Origin of the sequence: Bradyrhizobium huanghuaihaiense, assembly GCF_025200885.1 — a bacterium.
Taxonomy (GTDB): Bacteria; Pseudomonadota; Alphaproteobacteria; order Rhizobiales; family Xanthobacteraceae; genus Bradyrhizobium; species Bradyrhizobium huanghuaihaiense.
The window spans coordinates 3,724,735-3,747,873 of sequence record NZ_CP104172.1 but is presented as its reverse complement, the minus strand read 5'-3'; the positions used below and the strand labels follow the sequence as shown (position 1 = coordinate 3,747,873).

At 65.4% G+C, this 23,139-nt stretch carries 27 protein-coding genes and 1 tRNA gene; 11 read left to right on the top strand and 17 right to left on the bottom strand.

Annotated features, from left to right (window positions below; genetic code table 11):
- Positions 1-13 precede the first annotated feature (13 nt).
- Positions 14-88, top strand: a tRNA-Thr gene (locus N2603_RS17795).
- A 370-nt stretch (positions 89-458) separates the two neighbouring features.
- On the opposite strand, the gene N2603_RS17790 is transcribed toward N2603_RS17795, so the two are convergent.
- The 6 genes from N2603_RS17790 to N2603_RS17765 all read right to left on the bottom strand — a co-directional run bounded on the left by N2603_RS17790 (position 459) and on the right by N2603_RS17765 (position 6,378).
- A complete protein-coding gene (locus N2603_RS17790) occupies positions 459-878 on the bottom strand; it encodes a GFA family protein (RefSeq protein ID WP_260389790.1) in 420 nt (139 codons plus the stop codon).
- Positions 879-993: 115 nt separating this feature from the next.
- A complete protein-coding gene (locus N2603_RS17785) occupies positions 994-1,587 on the bottom strand; it encodes a PQQ-like beta-propeller repeat protein (RefSeq protein ID WP_260389789.1) in 594 nt (197 codons plus the stop codon).
- Positions 1,580-2,821 (bottom strand): outer membrane protein assembly factor BamB family protein, encoded by a 1,242-nt coding sequence (locus N2603_RS17780; RefSeq protein ID WP_260389788.1) that lies wholly within the window; start codon positions 2,819-2,821, stop codon positions 1,580-1,582. Before N2603_RS17780 ends, N2603_RS17785 begins: the two co-directional genes overlap by 8 nt.
- A gap of 101 nt (positions 2,822-2,922) precedes the next feature.
- Entirely contained in the window at positions 2,923-3,636 is a 714-nt protein-coding gene (locus N2603_RS17775; protein ID WP_260389787.1) for a class I SAM-dependent methyltransferase, read from the bottom strand.
- 75 nt (positions 3,637-3,711) lie between these two features.
- Entirely contained in the window at positions 3,712-4,431 is a 720-nt protein-coding gene (locus N2603_RS17770; protein ID WP_018647157.1) for a class I SAM-dependent methyltransferase, read from the bottom strand.
- 249 nt (positions 4,432-4,680) lie between these two features.
- Positions 4,681-6,378: a methyl-accepting chemotaxis protein gene (locus tag N2603_RS17765; protein WP_260389786.1), complete on the bottom strand. Its 1,698-nt coding sequence runs from the start codon at positions 6,376-6,378 to the stop codon at positions 4,681-4,683.
- A 201-nt stretch (positions 6,379-6,579) separates the two neighbouring features.
- Here N2603_RS17765 and N2603_RS17760 point away from each other — a divergent pair, with 201 nt between their 5' ends.
- On the top strand, positions 6,580-6,819 hold the full coding sequence (locus N2603_RS17760) for a hypothetical protein (RefSeq protein ID WP_311741470.1): 240 nt from the start codon (positions 6,580-6,582) through the stop codon (positions 6,817-6,819).
- Between the two features lie 3 nt (positions 6,820-6,822).
- Here the strand turns inward: N2603_RS17760 and N2603_RS17755 are convergent, their stop codons facing one another.
- The gene (locus N2603_RS17755) at positions 6,823-6,990 is read right to left on the bottom strand and encodes a hypothetical protein (RefSeq protein WP_018647153.1); all 168 of its coding nucleotides are present in this window, start codon (positions 6,988-6,990) and stop codon (positions 6,823-6,825) included.
- Between the two features lie 104 nt (positions 6,991-7,094).
- Here N2603_RS17755 and N2603_RS17750 point away from each other — a divergent pair, with 104 nt between their 5' ends.
- Both N2603_RS17750 and N2603_RS17745 read left to right on the top strand, forming a co-directional pair.
- Positions 7,095-7,484: a hypothetical protein gene (locus N2603_RS17750; RefSeq protein WP_260389785.1), complete on the top strand. Its 390-nt coding sequence runs from the start codon at positions 7,095-7,097 to the stop codon at positions 7,482-7,484.
- Positions 7,485-7,792: 308 nt separating this feature from the next.
- The gene (locus N2603_RS17745; protein ID WP_026312651.1) at positions 7,793-8,047 is read left to right on the top strand and encodes a hypothetical protein; all 255 of its coding nucleotides are present in this window, start codon (positions 7,793-7,795) and stop codon (positions 8,045-8,047) included.
- 19 nt (positions 8,048-8,066) lie between these two features.
- On the opposite strand, the gene N2603_RS44745 is transcribed toward N2603_RS17745, so the two are convergent.
- The 4 genes from N2603_RS44745 to N2603_RS17725 form a co-directional block, all read right to left on the bottom strand.
- On the bottom strand, positions 8,067-8,309 hold the full coding sequence (locus N2603_RS44745; RefSeq protein WP_018647149.1) for a DUF6719 family protein: 243 nt from the start codon (positions 8,307-8,309) through the stop codon (positions 8,067-8,069).
- A gap of 255 nt (positions 8,310-8,564) precedes the next feature.
- Positions 8,565-9,272: an outer membrane protein gene (locus tag N2603_RS17735; protein WP_026312650.1), complete on the bottom strand. Its 708-nt coding sequence runs from the start codon at positions 9,270-9,272 to the stop codon at positions 8,565-8,567.
- Between the two features lie 287 nt (positions 9,273-9,559).
- Positions 9,560-9,994: a hypothetical protein gene (locus tag N2603_RS17730; RefSeq protein ID WP_260389784.1), complete on the bottom strand. Its 435-nt coding sequence runs from the start codon at positions 9,992-9,994 to the stop codon at positions 9,560-9,562.
- 196 nt (positions 9,995-10,190) lie between these two features.
- Complete coding sequence (locus N2603_RS17725; protein WP_260389783.1) at positions 10,191-10,631, bottom strand: His-rich protein BRANT; 441 nt, start codon at positions 10,629-10,631, stop codon at positions 10,191-10,193.
- A 250-nt stretch (positions 10,632-10,881) separates the two neighbouring features.
- Between N2603_RS17725 and N2603_RS17720 the strand changes: the two genes are divergently transcribed.
- Positions 10,882-11,424, top strand: a complete 543-nt coding sequence (locus N2603_RS17720) for a tetratricopeptide repeat protein (protein WP_260389782.1) — start codon at positions 10,882-10,884, stop codon at positions 11,422-11,424.
- A 109-nt stretch (positions 11,425-11,533) separates the two neighbouring features.
- Positions 11,534-12,922: a serine hydrolase domain-containing protein gene (locus N2603_RS17715; protein ID WP_260389781.1), complete on the top strand. Its 1,389-nt coding sequence runs from the start codon at positions 11,534-11,536 to the stop codon at positions 12,920-12,922.
- Here the strand turns inward: N2603_RS17715 and N2603_RS17710 are convergent.
- Positions 12,909-14,474, bottom strand: a complete 1,566-nt coding sequence (locus N2603_RS17710) for a S10 family peptidase (protein WP_260389780.1) — start codon at positions 14,472-14,474, stop codon at positions 12,909-12,911. The genes N2603_RS17715 and N2603_RS17710 overlap by 14 nt on opposite strands.
- A 246-nt stretch (positions 14,475-14,720) precedes the next feature.
- On the opposite strand from N2603_RS17710, the gene N2603_RS17705 reads away from it, so the two are divergent.
- The 3 genes from N2603_RS17705 to N2603_RS17695 all read left to right on the top strand — a co-directional run bounded on the left by N2603_RS17705 (position 14,721) and on the right by N2603_RS17695 (position 16,752).
- On the top strand, positions 14,721-15,500 hold the full coding sequence (locus N2603_RS17705) for an NAD kinase (protein WP_018647142.1): 780 nt from the start codon (positions 14,721-14,723) through the stop codon (positions 15,498-15,500).
- A 99-nt stretch (positions 15,501-15,599) separates the two neighbouring features.
- Positions 15,600-16,145: a response regulator gene (locus N2603_RS17700; RefSeq protein WP_008549760.1), complete on the top strand. Its 546-nt coding sequence runs from the start codon at positions 15,600-15,602 to the stop codon at positions 16,143-16,145.
- A gap of 28 nt (positions 16,146-16,173) precedes the next feature.
- Complete coding sequence (locus N2603_RS17695) at positions 16,174-16,752, top strand: Hpt domain-containing protein (RefSeq protein WP_018647141.1); 579 nt, start codon at positions 16,174-16,176, stop codon at positions 16,750-16,752.
- A 219-nt stretch (positions 16,753-16,971) separates the two neighbouring features.
- Here the strand turns inward: N2603_RS17695 and N2603_RS17690 are convergent, their stop codons facing one another.
- The 4 genes from N2603_RS17690 to folE form a co-directional block, all read right to left on the bottom strand.
- Positions 16,972-18,147, bottom strand: a complete 1,176-nt coding sequence (locus N2603_RS17690; protein WP_260389779.1) for a DUF2336 domain-containing protein — start codon at positions 18,145-18,147, stop codon at positions 16,972-16,974.
- A gap of 302 nt (positions 18,148-18,449) precedes the next feature.
- Entirely contained in the window at positions 18,450-19,511 is a 1,062-nt protein-coding gene (locus N2603_RS17685) for a lytic transglycosylase domain-containing protein (protein ID WP_260424213.1), read from the bottom strand.
- Between the two features lie 160 nt (positions 19,512-19,671).
- A complete protein-coding gene (gene hisI / locus N2603_RS17680; protein WP_260389778.1) occupies positions 19,672-20,094 on the bottom strand; it encodes a phosphoribosyl-AMP cyclohydrolase in 423 nt (140 codons plus the stop codon).
- Positions 20,095-20,121: 27 nt separating this feature from the next.
- A complete protein-coding gene (folE, locus tag N2603_RS17675) occupies positions 20,122-20,802 on the bottom strand; it encodes a GTP cyclohydrolase I FolE (protein ID WP_018647137.1) in 681 nt (226 codons plus the stop codon).
- Between the two features lie 251 nt (positions 20,803-21,053).
- Here folE and N2603_RS17670 point away from each other — a divergent pair, with 251 nt between their 5' ends.
- A complete protein-coding gene (locus N2603_RS17670; protein ID WP_018647136.1) occupies positions 21,054-21,509 on the top strand; it encodes an iron-sulfur cluster assembly scaffold protein in 456 nt (151 codons plus the stop codon).
- Positions 21,510-21,645: 136 nt separating this feature from the next.
- On the opposite strand, the gene N2603_RS17665 is transcribed toward N2603_RS17670, so the two are convergent.
- A complete protein-coding gene (locus N2603_RS17665; protein WP_260389777.1) occupies positions 21,646-22,545 on the bottom strand; it encodes a COG3904 family protein in 900 nt (299 codons plus the stop codon).
- Positions 22,546-22,794: 249 nt separating this feature from the next.
- On the opposite strand from N2603_RS17665, the gene yidD reads away from it, so the two are divergent.
- Positions 22,795-23,133, top strand: a complete 339-nt coding sequence (gene yidD / locus N2603_RS17660) for a membrane protein insertion efficiency factor YidD (RefSeq protein ID WP_260389776.1) — start codon at positions 22,795-22,797, stop codon at positions 23,131-23,133.
- Positions 23,134-23,139 lie beyond the last annotated feature (6 nt).

The window sequence follows — 23,139 nt, the reverse complement described above, 5'->3', positions numbered from 1 at the left end:
GCTTTCCAGCGTCGCCGGCTTAGCTCAGCGGTAGAGCAGCGGTTTTGTAAACCGAAGGTCGGGGGTTCAATCCCCTCAGCCGGCACCATTAGTTTAGCCGACACCTCGTCGTGGCCTGACACGAGAACTAAATCATCAGTTCGGCGTTATTCCCTCAGCATAGAGCCGTCTCGCGGAGGTCTAGCGATGGACCCGAATGATCGAGCAGCCTTAGCCCTATCCGCTGTCGCCTTGGCCATCGCCATTGTGGTTGCATCGACAGTCACGTTGGAGCGCGTCAATACCCGCACCGCCAGCAACGACGCTCCTCCCGGAACGGTCGGACTTGCCAGGCCTCACCCGCCGCTGGACCGTGCTCCCGGTGAACCGATACAGACAACAGGAACGCCGTCCAACGCAAGGCAGCGTCCCTGATCGAACACCGGCCGCGCCGGCACCAGCGCTCGATGCCTGCGGCCTCAGCCTGAACTCTTCCGCGCACTGCTCTGTTCGAAGTGCTCGACGGCCGTGCCGCCGATCTCGACCCAGGCATGTTTCGATTGCTCGAACACCGATCTGGCGGGCGCCGGAAAATCCGGGTCCGCGATGACGCCGACGGCAACGCCGATCATGTCAGGCAGATTGTCGGCCTTCCAACAGACCGTCGAGCCGCAGTCCGAGCAAAAATAGAAGCGGACCCCACCCCCGCTTGCGGCGGCGCGAACGTACTCCTTCGGCGCACCGGAGATCGTGACGGCTTCGACCGGGTAGAACGCACCGACACCGAACGGTGCGCCGGTTCGCCGCTGGCAGTCGATGCAATGACAGGCCGCGACCAGCCTGGTCGGTCCCGGAAGCGAAAGTGAAACAGCGCCGCAACTGCATCTGGCCTCGATCATCGAATTTGCCTCCCATTGCCGAATGCAAATTGAAAGAGCAGCGCCGCTCACCCTCCGTCGTCGATGAGGCAAGCTCGAGCCGGGTCCCGGACGCAGCGAGGGGAAAGTGACGCCCTCACTCCGTCCCCACCTCGAACGCCAGCAGCACGTTGCCGGCGACGCCGCTCCACTGGCCGTAGCCGGCATTGGTGTAGAGCATACCGCCTGCGATGACCGGCCCGGGGCCGTCGATCGCGCCACCATGGGCGGGGACGCCGTTCACGGCCTTGAAATCCTGCGCGGTGTCGAACTCCCAAAGCAGCTTGCCGTCGGTGGCATAGGCGCGCAGGAAGCCGCTGACGCTACCGGAGAACACCACGCCCGGGATCAGGCTCACCGCCGCCGAGAGCGCGGGACTGCATTGACGACGGTCGCCGCAGGGGACCGGGGGCACTTCCATTGCGATCTTCCCGCTGGCGAGGTCGAGGCCGAACAAACCTCCTCCTTGCGTGGAATCGAGTTGCCGCGTTCCGTCGCGGGTAAAGCGCACATCGGAGTTGGCGACATAGATGCGCTCACCATCCGCGGCCGAGCCCCACTCGCTGCCGCCGAGCGCTCCGCCCTTCCCGATCCGCGTCTGCCACAGGATCTTGCCGCCGTCATCGGGATCGAGCGCGTGCACGACGCCGGATTTCTGCGCGATGGCGAGCACGCGCCTGCCGTCATGCAAGGTCGCAAGGATCGGCGACTGGCCGAAATCGTGATCGGGCCCGTGATCGTCGGGACAATTGGTCTTGTCCGCGCCGTAGCATGCCACGATCCTTGGGCGTTGCCTGCTGCTTCCAGAGCAGTTTCCCGGTCCCGAGCTCGAAAGCGAGGATCGCGTCTGCGGTTGCGGCCGGCGGGTTCGAATAGGAATTGCTGGTGGCGACATAGACGGCGTTACGCTTCGGATCGATCGTCGGCGCCGACCAGATGGCGGCGCCGGACGGACCGAACAGCTGCGTGCCCCTCGCATTCTTGCTCGTCGGATGCGGCACCTCGGGAATCGTATAGGCCTGCCACACCAGCTTGCCGGTCGCGGCCTGCAGCGCCACCACACTGCCGCGGAAGGTGCAGCATTCGTAACTGGGTTGCGAGCCGGCGGCTTCCTCGAGCGAGGACACCGGGACGTAGAGCACGCCGGAATGCAACGTCGGCGCGCCGGTGATGCGCGCGGCGGCATGCTCCTCGACCTTGGTCTTCCAGATCAGCGCGCCGGTCAGCGCGTTCACGGCATAGGCGTTGGCGCGCAAATCGCCGAAGAAGACGACGAACTGGTCGGAGCCTGGAAGTTGTCCAAAGCTGATCGCGGCGCGCACGGCCCCGTCTGTCGCGAATGTCCACAGCGTGCAGCCGCTTCGCGCGTCGAGCGCATGCACCTTGCGATCGGTGCCGCCGATGAACAGCACTCCGCCCATGATGGTCGGCGGCGCAAAGGACACCGAGGCGCCGGGAAACGCATAAGCCCATTTCAGCCGCAGGTGCGGCACCTGCTCCGCCGTCAGCCCCGCCATGTCGGCGGGCTGGAAGCGGCTGTTGTTGAGGTCGACGCCCCACCCGTTCCAGTGCGGACCATCGAGGGCCTGCGGAAAGCCGCTGAGCTGCTGCGCGCAGCGGCCTTCCGCGTCGGCTGCAACGCCGCCACCTGCGGTCTTGCCGGTGACGAAGGCGGCAATCGCGCGGCGTTCCGCCTCGCTACGGTCCTTCGCCATCGCCGCCATGCTGCCGGAGGTCAAGGTCCCCAGCACATGATCGAACGACATCGCCTGCATGGCGGTGCGGCCCGGTACACGGCTCTGCGCATCGCCCTCGTGGCACTGCGCGCAATGCGCGGCGTAGAGCGCGGCGCCGTCCTGCTGCTGCGCCAGGGCCGGAGCGCAGCACCAGGTCAACAACGCGGCCAGGACGGCACTTGCTCTCATGGGTGAGCTCCGGCGGGGTCATCGCGATACGAGATCGCTGCACAACCGAAAGTCTATCGCCGGGACGATCACCTGCGCAATGGACGTTCGACCTGCGCCTGTCACACATCCGTGGCAATGCCGACATGATCGGGCAGTCGATCGAGCTGCCAGAGGCCGAGGCTCTTGTCGCGCCAGCCGCCATTGCCCTCCTCGCAGCGCTCGTTGATCAGCTCGCGCGGCGACGGCCAGTTGAACGGCGCCTGCTCCATGTTCAGGGCGCGCCAGTCGCCGTCCTCGCAATCGCGATTGCCGTCCCATTCGGGAAACGTCGTGACAAGCAGGAAGCGCGCGCCGCTCGCACGAAAATTCCGTAACGCCCGCGCGATGTTGGCGAAGCTCAAATGCACCAGGCAGTCGCGGCACAGGATCAGGTCGGCGGGCGGCAGCGCATCGCGCGTGATATCCGCGACGAGGAAACGACCGGAAAGCTCACCGCGCGCCGCGCGCTCGCTGTTGGCCGCGATCAGCGACGACACGATGTCGATGCCGGTGTAGTCGAGATCGAGCTTCATGTGGCCGATCCAGCTCGCATCGCCGCAGGGTGCATCGAGCAGCGAGCGCACGCCGAGCCGTTGCAGCAGCGCAGGAAGCGCCTCCCGGATCGCGCTCGTTGCGACATCCTCCGAGCCGAGGCCCGAGACCGAACTCGCCGCGCCCCAAAGGTTGGTCCGCTCGATCCGCTCGAACCGGGCGGCGAGATCGAGCCCCGCGAAATTGTCGCGGTCGGCGACGAAGCGTTCGTGGGCGAGCACGGGAGGACGATCGGGGATCATGAGAGGATTCCGATTCCAGTTTCCATGGCGAGCACAGTCTACAGGTCAAGCCTCAGAAATCACCGGCCTCGCCGCTCAAGCCGGCTTCCGCCATTCCATCACGTGAAAGTAGGGCACGCGGCGATGTAAGGCATTCCTGCCGGGGTCACCGCCTGTCGGCTCCGGCTCGACGAACAGGCGCAGCTGGAGCCCTTGGCCGAGCAGCAGCGTCATGTAGGTGCTGAGCGGACGATGCCAGTTCTGGATCCGGATTCCGCTCCAGCTCACCCAGATCGGGCGCTCGTCCATGTAGTGATCGATCGCGAAGCGCATGTCGCCCTCGCGGTCGCGTGTCCAGCCGTCGGGCTGGCCCGCGGTGTTGAAGCTGGTCAGGTTGGCAATGAGGAGCGTGCCGCCCGGCCGCAACGCCCCCACCATCTTCGCGATCGCCGCGGCGAGATCGGGCATGTCGATCAGGCTGAGATAGCTGACGACAAGATCGAAGGACGCATCGAAATCCATCGCCTCGGCGCGGTCCAGCCGATAATCCCCGCCGGGGTCCAGCTCCCTGGCGCGCGCGAGCAGCGCCTCGGTCGGATCGATGCCGGTGGTGCGGATGCCGGCGCGCTGCATGATGCGGCAGAAGCGTCCTTCCCCGCAGCCGACGTCGAGCGCATTGCGGAAACCGCGTCCTTCGATCCGCGCACGCATCGGCGCATCCAGCACGAAGCGGCGGCCATAGTCGCCGTCTTCGCCCTGCTCGATGATCCAGGCGGCCGCAGACGCGGCCCAGCCGTCGCCAACATCTTCGGTCATGGGCTGCCCTCGAAGGGGCGCGGCGCGTAGCGCCGCGGGGACGGCTACAGACCACAGATTGGACCGAAGTTCAACATGAGGTAGCATGCGCTTCCCATGCGCCCCACCACCGCCAAGGAAAAGGCCAAGATGGTCGCTGGTGCGGCTACGGCCGTCATCATGACGGCCATGCTGTTCGTTATCGTTCTTGCACTACTGCTGCCGCAATAGGCGCAATCGGCGCGGCGGGCGACAGCCGCCGCGCTGGGCTTACGCCGCGCGCACCGTGCGCAGGAATTTTCCGACTTCGTCCTTCAGACGATTGCTGTCGCTCGCCAGCATCTTGGCGGTCGAGAGCACCTGCGAGGAGGCCGAGCCGGTCTCGGCGGCGCCGCGCTGCACGTCGGTGATGTTCGAGGAGACTTGCTGGGTGCCGTGGGCCGCCTGCTGCACGTTGCGCGAGATCTCCTGGGTCGCCGCGCCCTGCTCCTCGACCGCCGCAGCGATGGTCGAGGACACTTCCGAGAGCCGCTCGATCGTCGCGGAAATGTCGCGGATGGCGTTCACCGATTCCTGGGTCGCGGTCTGGATGCTGGAAATCTGCTGGCTGATCTCGCCGGTCGCCTTCGCGGTCTGCTCGGCCAGCGTCTTCACTTCGGAGGCAACGACCGCGAAACCGCGGCCGGCCTCACCGGCGCGCGCCGCCTCGATCGTCGCGTTCAGCGCCAGCAGGTTGGTCTGGCCGGCAATGGTGTTGATCAGCTCGACGACGTCGCCGATGCGGGTGGCGGCGACCGAGAGCTCACTGACGCGCTCGGTCGTGGTGCGTGCCTGGGTGACGGCTTCGCCCGCCATCCGCGCCGATTCCTGCACCTGGCGGCTGATCTCGTTCACCGAAGACGACAGTTCTTCCGTCGCGGTCGCAACCGACTGCACATTGCCGGTGGCTTCGCCCGAAGCGGCGACGACGACCGAAGTCAGCTCCTGCGCGCGATGCGCGGTGGTGGCCAGCGTCGAGGACGATGCCTCGAGCTCGGTGGACGCCGATCCAACCGTCTCGATGATCTCGCCGACCGCCCGCTCGAAGCCGTCGGCAAGGTTGATCATGTCGCGGCGGCGCTGCTCGGCCGCCTGCTTCTCGGCTTCGGCCTGCGCCGCCTTGAGCCGCTCGACCTCGAGCCCGTTGGTCTTGAAGATTTCGACGGTCCTGGCCATGTCGCCGATCTCGTCGCGGCGCTCCTTCTCGGGCACCTCGATCTTGAGATCGTTGCGGGCGAGACCCTCCATGGCGAGCTTGAGGCGAGCGATCGGCTGCGACATCGCCTTGAGGCCGATGAACAGCGCGATGGCAATTCCGAGGATCAGGCCGCCGCCGCTGACGCCAATCACGGTCCAGGTCGCAGACCGGGCATCGCGGTTGATGGCTTCCTTGCGCTTGCCCGCCGCCTGCGCGGTGTCGGTCACGAACTGCACGATGCGTGCGAGTGCTGCGTCCAGCACCGGATCGCACTCCTTGTGCGCGCGTTCGGCAGCCTTCGCGTTCTCCTCCACGCTGCTCGCCTGTGCGCCGGCCTGGAGCACCGGATCGCAGCTGACGAACGCGGCCTTGAGCTGATCCCCGATGCTCTTGATCTGGCTCGCGCGGGACGGATCGTCCTTCTCCGCCGCGTCGAGGTATTGACCGATCTCGTTGCGGTTCTGGTTCGCGGTCTTCAGGCGGGCGCCGTTGCCCGCTTCCGTCGCCTCGGTGAAGACCGCATAGAGCGCCGCGTGATAGGTCTCGGCGCGGCGCTGGGCGCGGGTCAGGTTGAGGGCGGAGGATTGCGCGGCAGCGAGCTCGCTGAACCCGTCGACGGTCGCGGAGAGTTCGCGCGTGCCGAAGCCCGCGACGGCGATCATTGCGCAGCCCATCACGGCCACGATCAGCGCAACCTTCCACACGATCTTCAGATTGTTCAAAAAGCTCATCTCAGCCGTCCAATGATTCTTCGGGCAGGGCGTAATCCCAGCAACGTGCATTGGAACCCGGCGGACGTTAAGATTTGATGCCAAATGGCCGGGTCGTCTTACGGAAAAATAACCTTCCGCTGCCCGCCCGTAAGCTTCGCGTAAGCTTGGGCGCATTTTGCCGGCATCTGGTGGCGCCCAGCCGACCGGAACCAATCCTCCGTGTCGATCGTTTTCGGCCCGATGCGAATCCGGGAAGAAGATCGAAACATGTTTCTGTTGGGAGCGGTGACGCTTTGCTGCGCCATCGTGGCCGGCACGCTTGCGCTGCTCGAGCCCGTCTTTGGACGGACGCCGGAGAGGCAGGTCGCGGAGAGAAACTCTGCCGATGTCGCTGCGCCGCTGGAGGTCCGGGTGGTCGGCGCGCCCTTCGTGCCGAACGTCAAACCGCGCGAGCGATAGAGCTCACCTCGCCGGCGTGCCTTCGGCCTCCTCGGCCTGGGCATGAATACGGGCCAGCTCCTCGACGAATGCGATCACCTCCGCCCGCTTGTCGGGCGGCAGCGAGAGGAAGGCACGCACAAGCCTCAAGCCCTCCACTTCGAGCGACTCTTCTTCTTTCCCGGCATCCATCCGCCCACTGTCGGGCGACCGGGAAAATTATGCAATCCCCTTGCAGGATTACCTCCTTGATTCGATCCTCCAGCTTTGATGGAATGGTCCGACAGGGGTCGCCCATGAAGTGGATCGCGGAGCGCGACGCACTGATCGCGCAGACACTGGCCTTCGTCCAATCCGTAACCGGCAAGAAGGATGAGCTCCATCCGCCGGAGCACCCGCCTGTTGCATTCGCGGTCACCACGGAGATCGTGACCGTGCAGGCTGCTGCGATCGAAACCGACCTGCCACCGGCCGTAGCTCCGCCCGTCCCCCAACCTCAGCCCGTCCAGATCCCGCCGCCCCGCCCCGGTGGCGATTTCCGCACCGAGATGCAGGCCAGGATCGCGAATTTCCGCAAGCATCAGGAGCGGTTCGAGCGCGAACGCGAGGAATATTGCGCAGCGACCCTGACAAAGCTTCGCGCCGCCCTCCGTGACGTCGGCCCTCCTCCGCCGGCCAAAAAGTAGGGCAAGCGGGCGTCCTTCAAGGACTTACAGCCAGGACCACACCAGCCAGAGATTGGCTGCGCAGGCGCCGAACAACGCCAGCGTCAACGGCAGGAGCATGTGCCCGCAGGAGGTTTTGAGGTCGCTCGTCATGGCCGAAACATCCGCTGATTCCGGCCGGAGAGTCCCAGGGATTCTTTTTTTGGGGATTCAGGACTCGTTTACGACTCAAGGCCTGACCGCCCCGATCACGGCCCCGTGATCGCGTTGCCGGCCGGAACCCCTCGCCGGGGAATTCGTTAATGCGCTTTCCGGGAGCGGAAAGAGAAATGCCCTACGCCCTGTTCTGCAACGACGCTCAAATCAGCAAGGCCTACCCCGACGAGTCCGACGTCTGGGGGTTGGCGCAGCGGAGTGGTCTGGTCGTGGATGTCAGCGCAGATGACGAGCGCGCCGGACCGCGCCGGGTGCTCGACAACGACTACGAGATCAAGCCCTGCCGCGCCGCCCAAGGTGAGGACCCCGTCAGGAACAAGGCCGAGGCCGAGCGCGAGTCCAGGATGGAGCTCGAGCTGAATTCCTGAGGTCGGGCGGAAGGCGGGATCAGGGCGTCGCGGTCGCGAGGGAGGCCTGCTCGCCAGCCAGCACCACGCAGGCCTTGCGCCGATGCAGCCCGCGGATGGCGCCGGTCACTTTCAGCACCTTGCCGGATGGACAGGAGGCGTCCTTGACGAAGGCCACCTCATAGGGTGCCAACATCAGAGGCTCGGATTTGAGGATTGTTTGAGCAGAGCACGGCAAGGCGACGAAGCACGCGAGCCCTACTACCGACATCAAGATACGCATGACCGTCGTCCCACCAGCCCGGGAAGTCCCATAATAACGCGTTCCGGAGCGCGAGTTCCGTAAGCGGCAAAAATTATTTTTGCTTTACGCCAGCCCCATGACACGCATGAGAAAGCGCGAGCCGGAATGTTTGCTTGCAAATGACGCGCCAGATGGTTCACGCAAGGCAAACAGCGGACCGGCAAGCCGGAGCCGGCAAACGAAAGGCCGGCGGGAAGCCGGCCTTTGTCAGATCTGGGGATCGCCTTTGGCGGGTCAGTAGCGCGTGGCTGCCGGTCCGCCCCAGCCGAAGCGGTAGTTCACACCGACCTTGACGGTATGCTCGTCTTCCCGACCGCGGACGCCGACGATGTCGGCCGGCCCGGAGGTGAAGGTCGTGCTGCCAAAGTTGTAGTACTGGTACTCGGCCTTGGCCGACCAGCTCGGCGCGAACATGTATTCGAGGCCGGCGCCGACGGTGTAGCCGTCCTTGTTGTTGCCGGTCGCGGTGAAGGTCTGCGGGACACCGGCGACGTTGACGCCAAGTCCGCCGTTGCGCCAGGCGTAACCGCCCTTGGCGTAGAGCAGCGTCGGGCCCCAGGTGTAGCCGATCCGGCCGGTCACCGACCCGAGCTGGTCGGTGTTGGATGTCACCTGCGTGCCCAGCGGGAACGTGACACCGTTGTTGTTGGTCGGCAGCCAGGAGTACTGGGCCTCGACACCCACGACCCAGTTGGGCGCGAACTGGTAGTCGAAGCCGCCCTGCACGCCGCCCAGGAAGCGGGCGTCGCTCGACTGGAAGCTGCTGTCGCCGGCAAACGCACCGCCGACGTGGCCGCCAATGTAGAAACCGGTCCAGTTGTAAATCACCTGCGGCGGCGTGGGGGCCGGAGCCTTGGTATAGGGGCGCGGCTGCATGTCGGCCGCTGCGGCCGGCGCTGCCAGCGCAAGCAAGGCGACTGCGCCCAGCAAAATCGTCTTCATGTCCATCCCCGTTCTTTCAAAATCGACCCTCAGCAAACAACGTGGCGTGAATTTGGTTGCTTCGCGGCGATGCCGGAACGTTGATCGTTCGCACCTGTGACGGGGTGGCAACATCGCGATTTTGTTCCGCCACGCCGCCTTGCACCGACCGATTTTGTCGTTTGCGCGAGGCCTGCCGTTACAATTAGTCGCAAGGCAAATCCGCCCCGTTCAAAGCTCGCCGAAATGTGATCCAGCGGCTCCGGCGGTCCTCGTTCTAGCACCCGGCGATGAAGGCGAGCTTTGCGCTAACGCGCCATCTTTTCCAGTTCCGGAAAGGGTGCGTAAACCGCACCGGCGCAGAGCTCGCCGGCTTTGTCGACGACGCGATCAGCTCGTCCATTGACAAAAATCACCGCGCGCTCGCGTACACCCTTGTAGCTGCCGTCGGTCTCACGCGGGTTGAAGCGCAGGCAACTGACATAGAACTGCCGGCCGCCGACCGGCCGCTGCACCGGCTCGGCCATACTGGCCTCGCGCACGCCGACCGGATTGTTGAGATAGGTGCGCATCAAGGCGAGCGTGTCGCTGCGGAAATTGTCGGGAAAGGGCTGCGGTCCTCCGGCCTGGGTCCCATCCATCAGGCTTGGACGGTCCCCGTCGCGGCCAAAACACGCCGCGAGCACCAGCGGCAATGCCAGAACCAATGTCGCGCTCACTGCACGCCTCGCCAACCGCCCCACAGGTCACGTTCTCCGCTCGCCCAGACTCGGAAGACGTTCTAGCCCCAAGGTCGCGCGAAGGGAATTCGCCTGCAGGCGCACCGGCCCGCTGCCGGTGCCTTGCGCTATCACGCAAGACGCCGAACGGCGGGCCGGGCCTGAATTCCGCACGCGGCAGCAGGGCAATGCCAGGGATGCCGCCGCGCGGGATCAGTCGTTAGCTGCGCTTCTCGGTCGTCACCGGCTTGGTGACGTCCGGCTGCGTCTTCAGCGACTTCTTCGCCGACAGATGCTTGTGGTGATGACGATGCTTCCGCACGGTCTTGTGCTCGTCGGGCGTGACCGCCGCGTTCGCATTCATCGCCTTCGACTTGGTGTCGACCTTGGCATCCGCCTTGACGTCGGCCTTCGCATCGGGAGCCTTCGCGTCGGAAGCCTTCGCGTCGGAAGCCTTGGCACCCGAAGTCTTGCCATCGGAAGTCTTGGCATCGGCCTTGACGCCGGCATCCGGCTTCGCGGCGGTGGTCGACGCCTTGGTCTGGGTCTGATCCGCCTTGATCACCGGCGCGGTCGTGGTGGTCTTGCCGGCTTCAGCGGCGAAGGCCGGGGCTGCGATCACGGAGGCGGCAAGCAAGGCTGCAGAAATGGTCTTCAACATGGTGGTCTCCTCTTGGAAGGATCTTGAGGCGGCGCCCTCTCGCCGACCCTTCGATCGTAGGTGGGAGCCTAGGCCCCGCGCACTGAACCCATTCTGAAGCCGATTGCAGGCTTCCGTTCATCTGGATGACAACTTTGTCATCTGCCCCAAGGCGAATAGATCGTGCGAAGCGGGAATGTTTCCTGCTCCTGGGTGTTCCGGTCTTCGGGCAATCGTGTAGGATCGCCACGTTCCATACGGGAGAACTTAGATGCGCAAACTCTCAATGCTTCTGCTGCCGGGCCTCGTTGCCATGTCGCTCGCAGCCGGGCCGGTGCTGACCAGCGCCTTTGCCGCGGGCAGCGACGAGCCGTCCTCGCCGCCGAAGTCGGACTCCTCGAGCAAGAAGGGCAAGAAGAAGAGCTCCTCCGTCAGCGATCCCAAATTCCTCGCGGCCTATCGCACCGCCTACACGGCGATCTACGACAATCACGACTACACGGGCGCGATCGACCAGCTGAAGTCGCTCAAGCGCGACGATGTTGCCGACGTCGCGAACCTGATCGGCTATTCCTATCGCAAGCTCGGCGACTACCAGTCGTCCAAGGTCTATTACGAGCTGGCGCTGAAGGACGACCCGAACCACGTCCGCACCTGGCAGTATTACGGCCTCTGGCAGCTCGAGCAGGGCAACCGCGAGCAGGCGCAGTATCACCTCAACAAGATCGCATCGCTCGCCGGCACCGACAGCTCCGAGTATCGCTCGCTGGCCTCAGCGCTCGACAAGCCGACCGGCGCGACGCTCGTCTACTGAAGACTGCGCATCTTCGATCGATGCGAACGGGCACAACCCAGGGGTTGTGCCCGTTCTGCTTTCTCGGCTAGCCTTCGCGCACGAATCCTCCCCTCATAATCGGTGCGCAATGGATACGTGGCTGCGATCCGCGATCGACTACATCGGCTCCTGGATCGAATTCCAGCAGACGACAATCCAGCAGCCCGGCGTCATCGTCGCCTTCGCCCATCGCGGCGAAATCGTCGCCGAGCACGCATTCGGCCTCGCCAACCTCGACACCGGCGAGAGGCTCACCCCGCGCCACCGCTTCCGCATCGCCTCGCACTCGAAAAGCTTCACCTCAGCCGGCATCATGAAGCTGCGCGAGCAGCGCAAGATCCGGCTCGATGACGCGGTCGGCCAATATGTCGGCGGTCTCAACCCGCGCATTGCCGAGACGACGATCGCACAGGTGCTCTCGCACAGCGCCGGGCTGACGCGCGACGGCGCCGATTCCGGCCAGTTCATCGATAGCCGCTCCTATCTCAACGCCAAAGAGCTGCTCGCGGAGCTGAAGCTGCCGACCGCGATCGAGGCCGGCACGCGCTTCAAATATTCCAATCACGGGTTTGCCCTGATCGGCCTCGTGATCGAAGCCGTGACGAAGGAGCCCTACTCCGTCTGGATCAAGCGCGAGATCATCGAGCCCGCGGGGCTGCGCGAGACCGAGCCGAATGCACCGCTCCCGAAGGGTGCGCTATTCGCGCGCGGCCATACGCGAAAACTGCCGTTCGGCGAGCGCTGCGTGATCCCCGGCGACAATCCCGCATACGCCATGGCCTCGGCCGCAGGCTTCGTCGCGACCGCCGCCGACACCGCCCGCTTCTTCGCGCAGCTTGCACCCAACGCAAAAAAGAGCGTGCTGTCAGTCGCAAGCCGCCGCGAGATGACGCGGCATCATTGGCGCATCCCGCAAAGCCTCGAGGCCTATTACGGTCTCGGCGTCAATGCCGGCAAGACCGACGGCTGGGACTGGTTCGGCCATAGCGGCGGCTTCCAGGGCTACATCTCGCGGACCTGCGCGATTCCGGCCTGCGAGCTCGCGATCAGCATCCTCAGCAACTCCCTCGATGGCGCCGCGCCGTTCTGGATGGACGGAGCGATGCAGATCCTGCGCAGCTTCAACACCCGCGGTGCGCCCAACCGCCGCGTGCGCGGCTGGACCGGCCGATGGTGGACGATGTGGGGCGCAACCGATCTCGTACCGATGGGCAACCGCGTGCTCGTCGCCAACCCGCAGTTCAACAATCCGTTCATGGACGCCGGCGAGATCGAGGTGACCGGCCGCGACACCGGCAAGCTCGCCTGGGCCGCCGGCTACTCCGGCCACGGCGAGCCGGTGCGCCGCGTGCGCGACAAGCGCGGCAAGGTCAGCGACATCTGGATCGCCGGCGCCAATGTGAAGCCGGAAAAGGTCGTCGCACGCGAGATCGCGCGCCGCTATCCGCCGCGCAAGCGGCGGCCTATTCCCGAATGAGCGCCTCGACCTCACCGCGCAAGGCCTGCCGCGAGCCGTCGCGCGAATAGAACATGTGACCCCCGGGATAGACGGCGAATTTCACGCGCCGGGTCGCGAATCCAGGCAATTGGTCGAGCACCCGCTTCGTTCCGAAATAGGGCGTGGCGAGATCGAACAGGCCGTGTGCGACCAGCACGTTCAGCTTGGCGTCGGTGGCGAGGATTTGCTGGAGCTCAGACACCGATTGCGGCGGGTTGATGCCACGGCCGAAATCCCAGTTGCCCTCGACGCTGCCGTTCAGGACCTCGTAGGAGCCGTCGGGCCGCCAGTTGAGTTTGCGCGTGAGGACATCGACCGCGGCGCTCGTCAGCGGCGCCTGGAGCGCATCGCCGGAAGGGTCGCCGAAGCGGGAATTGCCCGAATCCGGATAGGGATCGTAGCCGCGCACCGAGCCGTCGTAACGTCCCGTCACCTTGCCGTTCTTGCGGTCGAACTCGCGGCGGAACTCGCCGACATCGAAGCGGCCGGCGAGCCTGCGGCTCACTGCCTGGTCGATGCCGGTGAGCTCGGCGACCTTGTCGGCCAAGCGCGTGGTTGCCTCCTTGTCGGCCTCGCCCTTGACGAGATCGGCCAGGAATTCGCCGCGCGCGTAAGCCTCGACGTCGGCGAGGTCGGCGCGCTTGACCGGACCTTTGGCTTCGCGCGCCACCGCCACATAGCTCGGCAGCGTCGCGACATATTGCAGGAGGCTCGTGCCGGTGAACTCGCGGAAGTCGAGCAGCGGCGACACCAGGATCAATCCCCTGACGCCGACGCCGTGCTGGAGCTGCAGCTGGCGCACGACCTTCGGGCCGCGAATGCCGCCATAGCTTTCGCCCGCGACGTATTTCGGCGAGGTCAGCCGGTCGTGCTTCTCGAGCCAGCGGCGGATCACGAGCGCGATCGAATTGACGTCGCCGTCGACGGAGTAGAAAGATTTTCGCGCGTCCTCGCCGCTCGCAACGAACCGGCTGTAGCCCGTGCTGACGGGGTCGATGAAGACGAGATCGGTGAAGTCGAGCCAGGTCTCCGCGTTCGGCTTCACCTCGGGTGAAGCCGATGGCGACAGCGCTTCGCCGTCGAGCGGCAGCCGCCACGGACCCGCGGCGCCGAACTGGAGCCAGGCCGAGGACGCGCCGGGTCCGCCGTTGAACAGGAACGTCACCGGGCGCGTCGCGCGGTCGGCCCCGTCGAGCTCGTAGGAGGTGTAGGCGATGTCGGCCAGCGGCTCGCCCTTGCCGTCGAACACGCGGATCGAGCCCGCCGTCGCGGCGAAGTTGAGGGCACGGCCGGGCAGATCGAGCGTTTGCTTCGTGATCGAATCCGGCGGCAGACGGTGCGGCTCGGCGGACGGCGAATTCTGCGATGCGCCTGGCGCGCCACCACCGCGCCCACCCTTCTGGCCGGCTGGCGCCGTCGTCTCGGAGCGCGGCTGCGGCGGATCATCCGCGCGCGCAAATCCTGCGAGTGCGAAAGCCGACACCGCCAGCACCAAGGCCGTGCAACGCAGCGCCGACAAGCCCGTGACCATGATCGTTCTCCCTGCCCGGCTGTGAGAGCCGGTGAGGCCGAAAGCTTAGCGCGGAATTGAGACGGTTTGGGGGATCATTGACGTGGCGCCCCCTGAGAGGCCGATTGGGCTCGAAACGACCCGGTTTGCCCCGAATCCGGCAGTGCCGTTTGCCTTGGAGGGTGGTCATCCTCGACAATGGAGCCCCACCTCGTATAGACGAGCCCGGCGGAACTTTCTCGAGCCAGCGAGCCTGCCCGAAAAGCCATGACCAAGCCATCGCGATACGACCGGATCGCCTTCGTCGCCAGCCCGAGCAGCGAGGCCCGGGCCGCTTTCGGCCAGCTCACTGCGCAATATGGCAATTGCGATCCTGACGAGGCTGACGTCGTGGTCGCGCTCGGCGGCGACGGGCTGATGCTCCAGACGCTGCACCACCACATGCGCACGGGAAAGCCGATCTACGGCATGCACCGCGGCACGGTCGGCTTCCTGATGAACGAGTACTCGACGCATGATCTGCGCCAACGGCTCGAGACGGCGCATGAATCCGAGATCAATCCGCTCTTGATGCGCGCGACCGACGTCAACGACCGCGTCCACCTGCACCATGCCATCAACGAGGTCTATCTGTTCCGCCAGACCTCCCAGGCGGCGCGCTTGCGGATCCTGATCGACGAGCGCGAGCGCATGCCGGAGCTGATCGCCGACGGCATCATCGTGGCGACGCCGGCCGGCTCGACCGCCTACAACCTCTCCGCCCAGGGCCCGATTCTGCCAATCAACGCCGCCCTGCTGGCATTGACACCGATCAGCGCCTTCCGGCCGCGGCGCTGGCGCGGCGCCCTGCTGCCCAACACGGCCTATGTCGTGATCGAGGTGCTGGAAGACGACAAGCGCCCCGTTGCCGCGGTCGCCGACCACGAGGAGGTGCGCAGGGTCCGGCGCGTCGAGGTGCTCTCGGACAAGAGCATCTCGATGCGGATGCTGTTCGACCCCGGCCACAGCCTGGAAGAGCGCATCTTGCGCGAGCAGTTCGGCTACTGAGCCCCTGCCCGGGACTGCCGCCGGGCGCCCGCCGGCAACCCTTCGTTAACCCCCGCCACGATATGGTTAACGAAGATTGACCGCTTCAGCCCGGGCGCCATGTTCCGCATCGACTTCAACAAGCTGCGCTTCCTCGTCTGCGACGACAATCCGCACATGCGCCGCATCCTGCGGACGCTGCTGCACTCGTTCGGCGCGCGCGAAGTCTATGAAGCCGAGGACGGCGCCACCGCGCTGGAAATGTACAGCCATTACGTGCCCGACATCGTCATCACCGACTGGGCGATGCCGATCTTCGACGGGCTCGAGCTCGCGCAGATGATCCGGCAGCCGGAATCCAAGGGCAACCCCTACGCGCCGATCATCATGCTGACCGGCCATTCCGAGAAGCGCCGCGTCACGGTGGCACGCGATGCCGGCGTCACCGAATTTTTGGCCAAGCCGATCTCGGCCAAGGGGCTCTACCAGCGCATCCTCAACGTCGTCGCCAATCCCCGCCCCTTCATCAAGACCAAGACCTATTTCGGGCCGGACCGGCGCCGCAACACCAACTCCGCCTATATGGGTCCCGAGCGCCGCGTCGGCGAAAAGCACGAGGTGCTGCAGCAGCCCTCGCTGCTCGACAAGGCCCGCTCCTCCATCTAGCGCAACGTCTTCAGACGAGGCAGGCATCATGGCGAAGAACAGCGCAAAGGACATCGAGGTCAAAGCCTTCGCCACGCATCAATTGATCACGCAGCCCAATCCGCTGCGCAAGGTTCTGCGCCGCGTCGAAGAGAAGGACATGGACGATCCGGTCAGCCGCGCCGAGCAGGCGCTCGCAGGCCTCTCCGGCGAGTTCAAGGACTGGATGGCAACTGAGGTCAACCGTCTGTCGGCCGCCTACGTCGCCATCCGCAATGACGGCTTCACCAAGGAGCGGCGCGACGAGCTGTTCCGCGCGGCGCACGACATCAAGGGCGATGCCGCGACGTTCGGCTTCCCGGCGGCAGCGGGAATCGCCGAGAGCCTGTGCCGCGTCATCGAGCACGCGCCGGATCTGGAGAAGGTGCCGGCCGAGCTGTTCACGCACCACATCAATGCCATCCTGGCCATCGTGCACGAGAACACCAGGCTCGACAGCATCAGCGTCTCCGCCGAGCTCAGCCGTCGCCTGCGCAAGGTCGCCGACGACTATCTCACCCAGGTCAACCGCGACCGTCCCGAGCATCTCGAAGCGATCCTGGCACCGAGCATCGTGCCGGCGGAGTAAAGGCCGAGCTCTCTCCTCTCGTCATTGCGAGCGCAGCGAAGCAATCCGGACTGTTCCCGCGGCGGGATTCTGGAATGCTTCGCTGCGCTCGCAATGACGAAGTGCTCTAGCCGTACGATAAGTATCGCAGGGTGGGCAAAGCGGAGCGTGCCCACCATCTGATCGCTGATGGATGGTGGGCATGGCGCTGCGCGTCTTTGCCCACCCTACGGCATCTTGCTAGGCCGCGATCAGATCGTCGTAAACCGGATCGATCGCATCATCCGCAACGATCTCGTCGCAGAACAACCTTGCCTCTTCGCGCGCGGACTCCGTGGCAAAGCGGCGGAGCAGGACCATCAGCGGCTCGGTGGCGCCGCGGTCGGTCTCGCAATGGGTGAGCACGCGCTCGACCATGCGACGGCGCAGCCGGGCCGCGCCGTCGTCGCTGTCGACAAAACCCTGCTCGTGGCAGGCATCGAGCGCGACCTGGAACGCCGCGAACGTCGCTTCGGGAAGGCCGGCGCGGCGCAGCAGTGCGTGCAGGCTGTTGCCGCCGCGGTCGTGCAGCAGCGCGGTGACGCGCGCCAGCGGCATGTCGGCGAGCTCGGCCAGCGCCGCGTCGAACAGGTCGAGATTGCTCGACAGCAGCGCGCGCAGGATGAGACCGGCGGTCAGCTGGCCGGTGACGCGCAGATGATGCACCAGGCCCTGCATGTCGTCGCCGCGCGAGCGTGCCGCGATGTTGATGGTGGAGCGGTCGCGCGCCTCGATCGTCACGCGCTCGGCGCGGTCGGCGCTCAGCCAGTTCCGCGCCACGACGAATTGCGCCAGCGTCTCCGAGAGCTTTGCCACCAGCGCGGCGCGCGTTGCGGCAGGCAGATCGTCCAGCACCAGCATCGCCTCGCGGATCGCGGCGAGATGGCCGTGGCGTTCGACGATGCGATTCCACGAGAACGGCGCGAGCTCGGCATGCGGATTTTCGATCAGCTCGAGCGCCGACGCCGCGCAGCCGACCTCGGCGATGGCGGCGCAAACCGACACCGGCAGCGCGATGCGGCGGGCGACCGCGCACTGCACCTCGTCATTGCCGGTCGCAACGATGTCGACGAGATCGGCATCGATCAGCAACGGAGAATGTTCGAGCACGGGCAGCGCGACGGTCGGCTGGTCCGCTGACAGCGCCCGCACGATCGACGCCGGCGCATCAGGGCTGCGCGCAAACGCCTCGGCCATCGCCTGCCGCACCAGCGGCGAGGGATCGTCGAGCAGCATCAGAAGCGCGCCTTCGGCGGCGATGCGGTCGTCATGGGAGAGATCCGAGATCAGCCAGGCCCGGGCCAACGCCCGTGTCGCCTCGGCCCGCTCGCCGGCGGGGGCCGTCCTGATCCAATTGATAAACTGCCGAACAATCATGCTGCTTCCGGCTTACACAACAAACGAAAATGGTGACGGCTCGTCACCTGCAACACAAAATAAACCACGACGCTTAACAAAGCGTTCACCATAACTGGCTGGTTTTATTGACGTTTTGTTAAGGGAACCGAGACGCCCAGGATGGGTGCCCCGGACGCGGCGCAGCACGCAAGTGATGCGCTGCTGAGCCGGGGCCTGGATGGTTCGAGAACAGTTCTTGTTGCGTGGGTCCCGGCTCTGCGCAGCAGCGCTTGCGCGCCGCAGCGCGTCCGGGACACGCGGCGGTTTTTCGCTCGACGATTTTAGCTGCTGAACGTGCCGCTGCGATCGCTGAAGAGATCGAGCGGCTGCGGCGGACGCACGTCCGGCGTCGCTGAGGCGACTGACGTAAGCGAGGCGTTGTTGCCCCACAATTTCTGCACCGTCGCCGAGACCGGCTGCGTGACATCGCCAGGCTGATAGATCGAGCGAAACACCGGCGTCGACGGCGCATTGTCGGCGACCGTCGTTGACGACGTCGCGCTGACAGGCGTCACGGCGCGCGTATTCGGGAAGGTCTGGAGATAGGCCGCGTTGTCGACCACAGGCATTGTGGGCTGCACGCCATTGGCGCTGGCAACCTCAGTGGTCGACGGCGCGCCGCCATACATCGCCATCGCGCTGCGCGTGACCTTCGAATTCGCCGCGCTGGCATAGCGCGCATCGAGCACCGAATAGACCTCGGAGACACTGCGGGCGCGGCCGTCCTTGGCATAGAAGATCGAGCGATTGGCGGATGCCGCGTTGGGAAACAGCCGCGCGCCGACGGCTTGCGGATTGTCCTCGGCATTGGCGATCAGCTTTGCCGCCCCGCCGACGCCCATGAAGTGCGCCATGTAGAGCTCGCTGTCGCTCGGCCTGCGTCCGAGCAGGCCAGTGAGCTTGAAGCTGTTCGACTGCGTCAGCGCCGCGGCCATGCTGGATGCGGCCTCCGGATCGTCGCGCAGCTTCATGATCGACCGCTTCATGAAGGGATCGTCAACGGTGTAGGTGCCGGACGACGTCCTGACGATGGCGTCGGCATAGTTGCCGTAGCCGAGCTGGCTCCCCGCCTCTTTCACGGTGCCGAGCCAGGTCTGGTCGATGAACTGGTAGAGCCCGTGCGCGGACGAGGTGGTGGCGCCCGCCGTGGGATCGAAATCCGATTCCATCTTGGCGGTGGTCAGCATGTACTGGAAGCTGACGCCGGAGACGTTCGAGGCCTGCTTGATCGCGCCGGCGACACGCGCCCGCGTCGGATCGAGAACCGCCGTCTGCGAGGCACTGGAATTGTCGACCGACATGATGGAGTGCCCGCCCCGCGCGGCGTTGAGCGACGCCGGCAATTCGGCGCCCTGTCGTCTCACCGTGGGACAGGTATGGTTAATGCGGGGTTAATTTCAGCTCTCCCCGCCCATCCCCGAGTCATTCCGGCGCGCGAAGCGCGAACCCGGAATCTCGAGATTCCGGGTTCGGCTCTTCGAGCCGCCCCGGAATGACAGGTTGCTACTTCTTATAGACGTCATCCGGATCGAACAGCCTGTCCGCGTTGGTGAACACCAGCCTGGCTCCCCCGCCCTCGGCCTCGACCTTGCGGTAGAAGCACGACCGGCGGCCGGTGTGGCAGGCTGCGCCGATCTGCTCGACACGGATCCAGACCGCGTCCTGATCGCAATCGGTGCGCATCTCGACCACGCGCTGGGTCTGACCTGAGGTCTCACCTTTTCGCCACAAGGCATTGCGCGAGCGGCTGAAGTACCAGGCTTCGCCGGTCGCGATGGTCTTGCGCAGCGCCTCGTCGTTCATGTGCGCGACCATGAGCACGTCACCCGTAGCGACGTCAGTCGCGACGCAGGTCACGAGGCCCGCGGCGTCGAACTTGGGGAGGAAGGCAAGGCCTTCCTCGATCTCATGGGAGTGAGCGGACACAACAAACCTCGCTGGTCATTCGCGAGGTCAGCGCTGCAGGCCTCGCACCATGGACAGGAAACGGGCCTGCTCCGCCGGATTGTCGCGGAACATGCCGGTGTAGCGGCTGGTGAAGGTGGAGGCGCCATGCTTGGCAACGCCGCGCACCGACATGCAGGTATGCTCGGCCTCGATCAGCACCGCAACGCCGCGGGGTTTCAGGATCTCGTCGATGGCCGCTGCGATCTGCGCCGTCAGATGCTCCTGGGTCTGGAGCCTCCGGGCGAAAATGTCGGTCAGGCGGGCAAGCTTGGACAGGCCGACGACGCGCTCCACCGGGGTGTAGGCGATATGCGCCTTGCCGTAGAACGGCATCATGTGATGCTCGCACTGCGAGGTGAACTCGATGTCGCGCACCAGCACGAAATCGTCATAGCCGGCGGTCTCGCCGAAGGTGCGGTCGAGCACCTCGGCCGGGCACTGGTGGTAGCCCTGATAGAGCTCGTCGAAGGCCTCGACCACGCGGCGCGGCGTGTCGAGCAAGCCCTCGCGATGGGGGTTCTCGCCGATATAGGCGAGCAGCGTCTTCACGGCCTGTTCAGCCTCGGCGCGCGCGGGGCGCGGCTGATCGGCGCGGACGGCGGCCGCGAGGAATTCGGCAGGATCGAGCTCGGCCGGGCGGCTCTCGAGCTGCTTATTGGGGCGGATCGGCTTGATTGTAGCGTCCATGTCTACTCCGTTCGACGGCCTTGTGGCCGGAGTGTCACCGGCAGACGGGGCGGCAAGCCGCCGGACGCCTGAAGAGAACAGTTTTGGCGAAAAGGCCCTTCGGTCACAACGTCGATAGCGCAGATCGGGATCACCGCCGCCGCACCGCTGGACTTTTTTCCACCAGTTCCGACCCTATATAGGACCGTGGACGGCGCCCGCCAAGGCCGATCCGGCCCGGAAGTGGGTGTGGACGTGTTGGACTCCATCACATGCTGAACGACATTTATAACAAGCGAATCATCGAGCTGGCCGGGAATATTCCGCGCCTCGGGCGCCTGTCGGCCCCCGATGCCAGCGCGACCGCCCACTCCAAGCTGTGCGGCTCGACCGTGAAGATCGACCTCAAGATGGATGGCGACACCGTCACCGACTTCGCCCATGACGTGAAGGCCTGTGCGCTGGGACAGGCCTCTTCATCCATCATGGCAAGTCACGTGGTCGGCTCGACTGCGAGCGAACTCCGTGAGTTACGCGAAACCGTTCGCAAGATGCTCAAGGAGAACGGCACGCCTCCTCAAGGCAAATGGGAGGAGATCAAGTTCCTCGAGCCGGTCCGTGACTACAAGGCACGGCACGCCTCGACGCTGCTGACCTTCGATGCGGTGGTCGATGCGATCGGTCAGATCGAAGCCAAGGCCAAGCAGCCCGCCGCGGCACAGGGCTGAGCCCAAACGACGTCATTCCGGCGCGCGCGCCAGCGCGGACTATGGTGCGCAAGTGCGCACCTGAGAATTTCGTGCGACAACATCTGGATTCCGGGTTCGTCGCTTTGCGACGCCCCGGAATGACAGTGTGGGGAGCTTACTTCTGCGCCGCGGTAGCCGGCGCCGCCGCGCTGCCAGTGGGCACCACGGCTTCCGCCGTCTTGGTCGATTTGGCCGGCTGCTCCGGTTCCGCACCGAACCTCGCCTGCGTCTTCGGCCCGAGCTCCGCCATCGCCGGTGCCGTGACGTCCACATGCGGCAGCACGTCGGCGACGAGATCCGTCGTCACCAGATTGGTGAGCTTCAGCTCGCCTGCATCGAGCTCGTGCAGATCTTCCCAGGGGGGAACGCTGAGCGCGAGCGACAGCAGGTCTCCGGCGCCGCCCATGTCGAAGGTGTATTTGGCGAGGCGGCCGATGTCGCGTTCCACGATCATCAGGTCCTGTGCGCTGTAGCTCGCGGCCTTGGCATCGTCGGCGCGGTCGCCCATCCAGATCTGGTGGACCCGAACATGCGCTGCTTCCGGCACGTAGCGCTTCTTGCCGGCCAGCAGCAGGAACACGCACATGGACTCGCAATAGGCCTCGGGCGCGACCGAAGGACGGGCCGACTGCCCGCCGCGGTTCTGAAGGCTGATTCCGACCGTCGTCAAAAGTCCGAGATTGCGGAAGCGCCGGCCGAGCGTGATCGCGTCGTTGACGGAACCGCCGCTGGAATCGAGCACCACAGTGGCGCCGCCGAGTTGGCGTCCGCGAGAAAACTCTTCGAACTCCTTGGGCGTATCAGCGGTGATGATGCCGACCGCGCTGACCCAGCCGCGGCAATTCGGTTCGCAAGCGACCCAGTTGAACTTCATCGGCAACTTGCGCTCTTCGAGAGCGCTACCCGCTCGGGCCGATGACCCGAATGTCGCGACGGCGCCGGCCAGCGCGACTCCACAGACGGCGGTTCCCACCAGCAACCAGCCGCGAACATCAAGGGAGTTCAGAAGTTTCAATCTGGTTCCTTCCCCAAAGCCCCAAGGTCGCCAAACAATCCCCGGTAGCGCCCTCTGAGTCCATCATACAGGCGTATGTTTTCTACACACGGCCGTCATAAAAATGGTATCCGGGCGAATACAGATCGTCCACAGATACTTGCTGCACTGCTCCCAGAAAGCAGGCAAAATATGGCGCGCAAACAACACCTTACAGTTCCCTGCGCCGGAACCGGGCAACACTTCGCTTAACGTCGCAGCAACGCGCCCATGAAGCATTCAACCTGCGAGCATTGTTCCACTCCCGTCGAGGGCGTCCTTCGCCTTCCGCGAAGATTTGGCCGCGCGCTGATCTGGCTCTATCGCCACACGCTCTCGCCGCTGGTCGGATACAATTGCCGGCACCTGCCGACCTGCTCGGTCTATGGCGATGAGGCGATCGAGCGCTTCGGGCTCTGGGCCGGCGGCTGGATGACGCTCGCGCGCCTGCTCCGCTGCAATCCGTACGGCACCTCGGGCATCGACAATGTGCCGCTCGTCGCGCCGCAAAACGCGCGCTGGTACCTGCCTTGGCGATACGCCCGTTGGCGCGGCGTCAACGCGCCCTGAGCTTGC

What these genes read in the sequence shown, in the direction of transcription:
- N2603_RS17755 (WP_018647153.1), bottom strand. Translation starts at nt 6,990, where the DNA reads ATGGATGCCGGGAAAGAAGAAGAGTCGCTCGAAGTGGAGGGCTTGAGG.
- N2603_RS17700 (WP_008549760.1), top strand. Translation starts at nt 15,600, where the DNA reads ATGTTCCGCATCGACTTCAACAAGCTGCGCTTCCTCGTCTGCGACGAC.
- N2603_RS44745 (WP_018647149.1), bottom strand. Translation starts at nt 8,309, where the DNA reads ATGCGTATCTTGATGTCGGTAGTAGGGCTCGCGTGCTTCGTCGCCTTG.
- N2603_RS17765 (WP_260389786.1), bottom strand. Translation starts at nt 6,378, where the DNA reads ATGAGCTTTTTGAACAATCTGAAGATCGTGTGGAAGGTTGCGCTGATC.
- folE (WP_018647137.1), bottom strand. Translation starts at nt 20,802, where the DNA reads ATGGACGCTACAATCAAGCCGATCCGCCCCAATAAGCAGCTCGAGAGC.
- N2603_RS17750 (WP_260389785.1), top strand. Translation starts at nt 7,095, where the DNA reads ATGAAGTGGATCGCGGAGCGCGACGCACTGATCGCGCAGACACTGGCC.
- N2603_RS17735 (WP_026312650.1), bottom strand. Translation starts at nt 9,272, where the DNA reads ATGAAGACGATTTTGCTGGGCGCAGTCGCCTTGCTTGCGCTGGCAGCG.
- N2603_RS17670 (WP_018647136.1), top strand. Translation starts at nt 21,054, where the DNA reads ATGCTGAACGACATTTATAACAAGCGAATCATCGAGCTGGCCGGGAAT.
- N2603_RS17720 (WP_260389782.1), top strand. Translation starts at nt 10,882, where the DNA reads ATGCGCAAACTCTCAATGCTTCTGCTGCCGGGCCTCGTTGCCATGTCG.
- N2603_RS17695 (WP_018647141.1), top strand. Translation starts at nt 16,174, where the DNA reads ATGGCGAAGAACAGCGCAAAGGACATCGAGGTCAAAGCCTTCGCCACG.
- N2603_RS17705 (WP_018647142.1), top strand. Translation starts at nt 14,721, where the DNA reads ATGACCAAGCCATCGCGATACGACCGGATCGCCTTCGTCGCCAGCCCG.
- N2603_RS17780 (WP_260389788.1), bottom strand. Translation starts at nt 2,821, where the DNA reads ATGAGAGCAAGTGCCGTCCTGGCCGCGTTGTTGACCTGGTGCTGCGCT.
- N2603_RS17790 (WP_260389790.1), bottom strand. Translation starts at nt 878, where the DNA reads ATGATCGAGGCCAGATGCAGTTGCGGCGCTGTTTCACTTTCGCTTCCG.
- yidD (WP_260389776.1), top strand. Translation starts at nt 22,795, where the DNA reads ATGAAGCATTCAACCTGCGAGCATTGTTCCACTCCCGTCGAGGGCGTC.
- N2603_RS17690 (WP_260389779.1), bottom strand. Translation starts at nt 18,147, where the DNA reads ATGATTGTTCGGCAGTTTATCAATTGGATCAGGACGGCCCCCGCCGGC.
- N2603_RS17745 (WP_026312651.1), top strand. Translation starts at nt 7,793, where the DNA reads ATGCCCTACGCCCTGTTCTGCAACGACGCTCAAATCAGCAAGGCCTAC.
- N2603_RS17715 (WP_260389781.1), top strand. Translation starts at nt 11,534, where the DNA reads ATGGATACGTGGCTGCGATCCGCGATCGACTACATCGGCTCCTGGATC.
- N2603_RS17725 (WP_260389783.1), bottom strand. Translation starts at nt 10,631, where the DNA reads ATGTTGAAGACCATTTCTGCAGCCTTGCTTGCCGCCTCCGTGATCGCA.
- N2603_RS17710 (WP_260389780.1), bottom strand. Translation starts at nt 14,474, where the DNA reads ATGGTCACGGGCTTGTCGGCGCTGCGTTGCACGGCCTTGGTGCTGGCG.
- N2603_RS17775 (WP_260389787.1), bottom strand. Translation starts at nt 3,636, where the DNA reads ATGATCCCCGATCGTCCTCCCGTGCTCGCCCACGAACGCTTCGTCGCC.
- N2603_RS17770 (WP_018647157.1), bottom strand. Translation starts at nt 4,431, where the DNA reads ATGACCGAAGATGTTGGCGACGGCTGGGCCGCGTCTGCGGCCGCCTGG.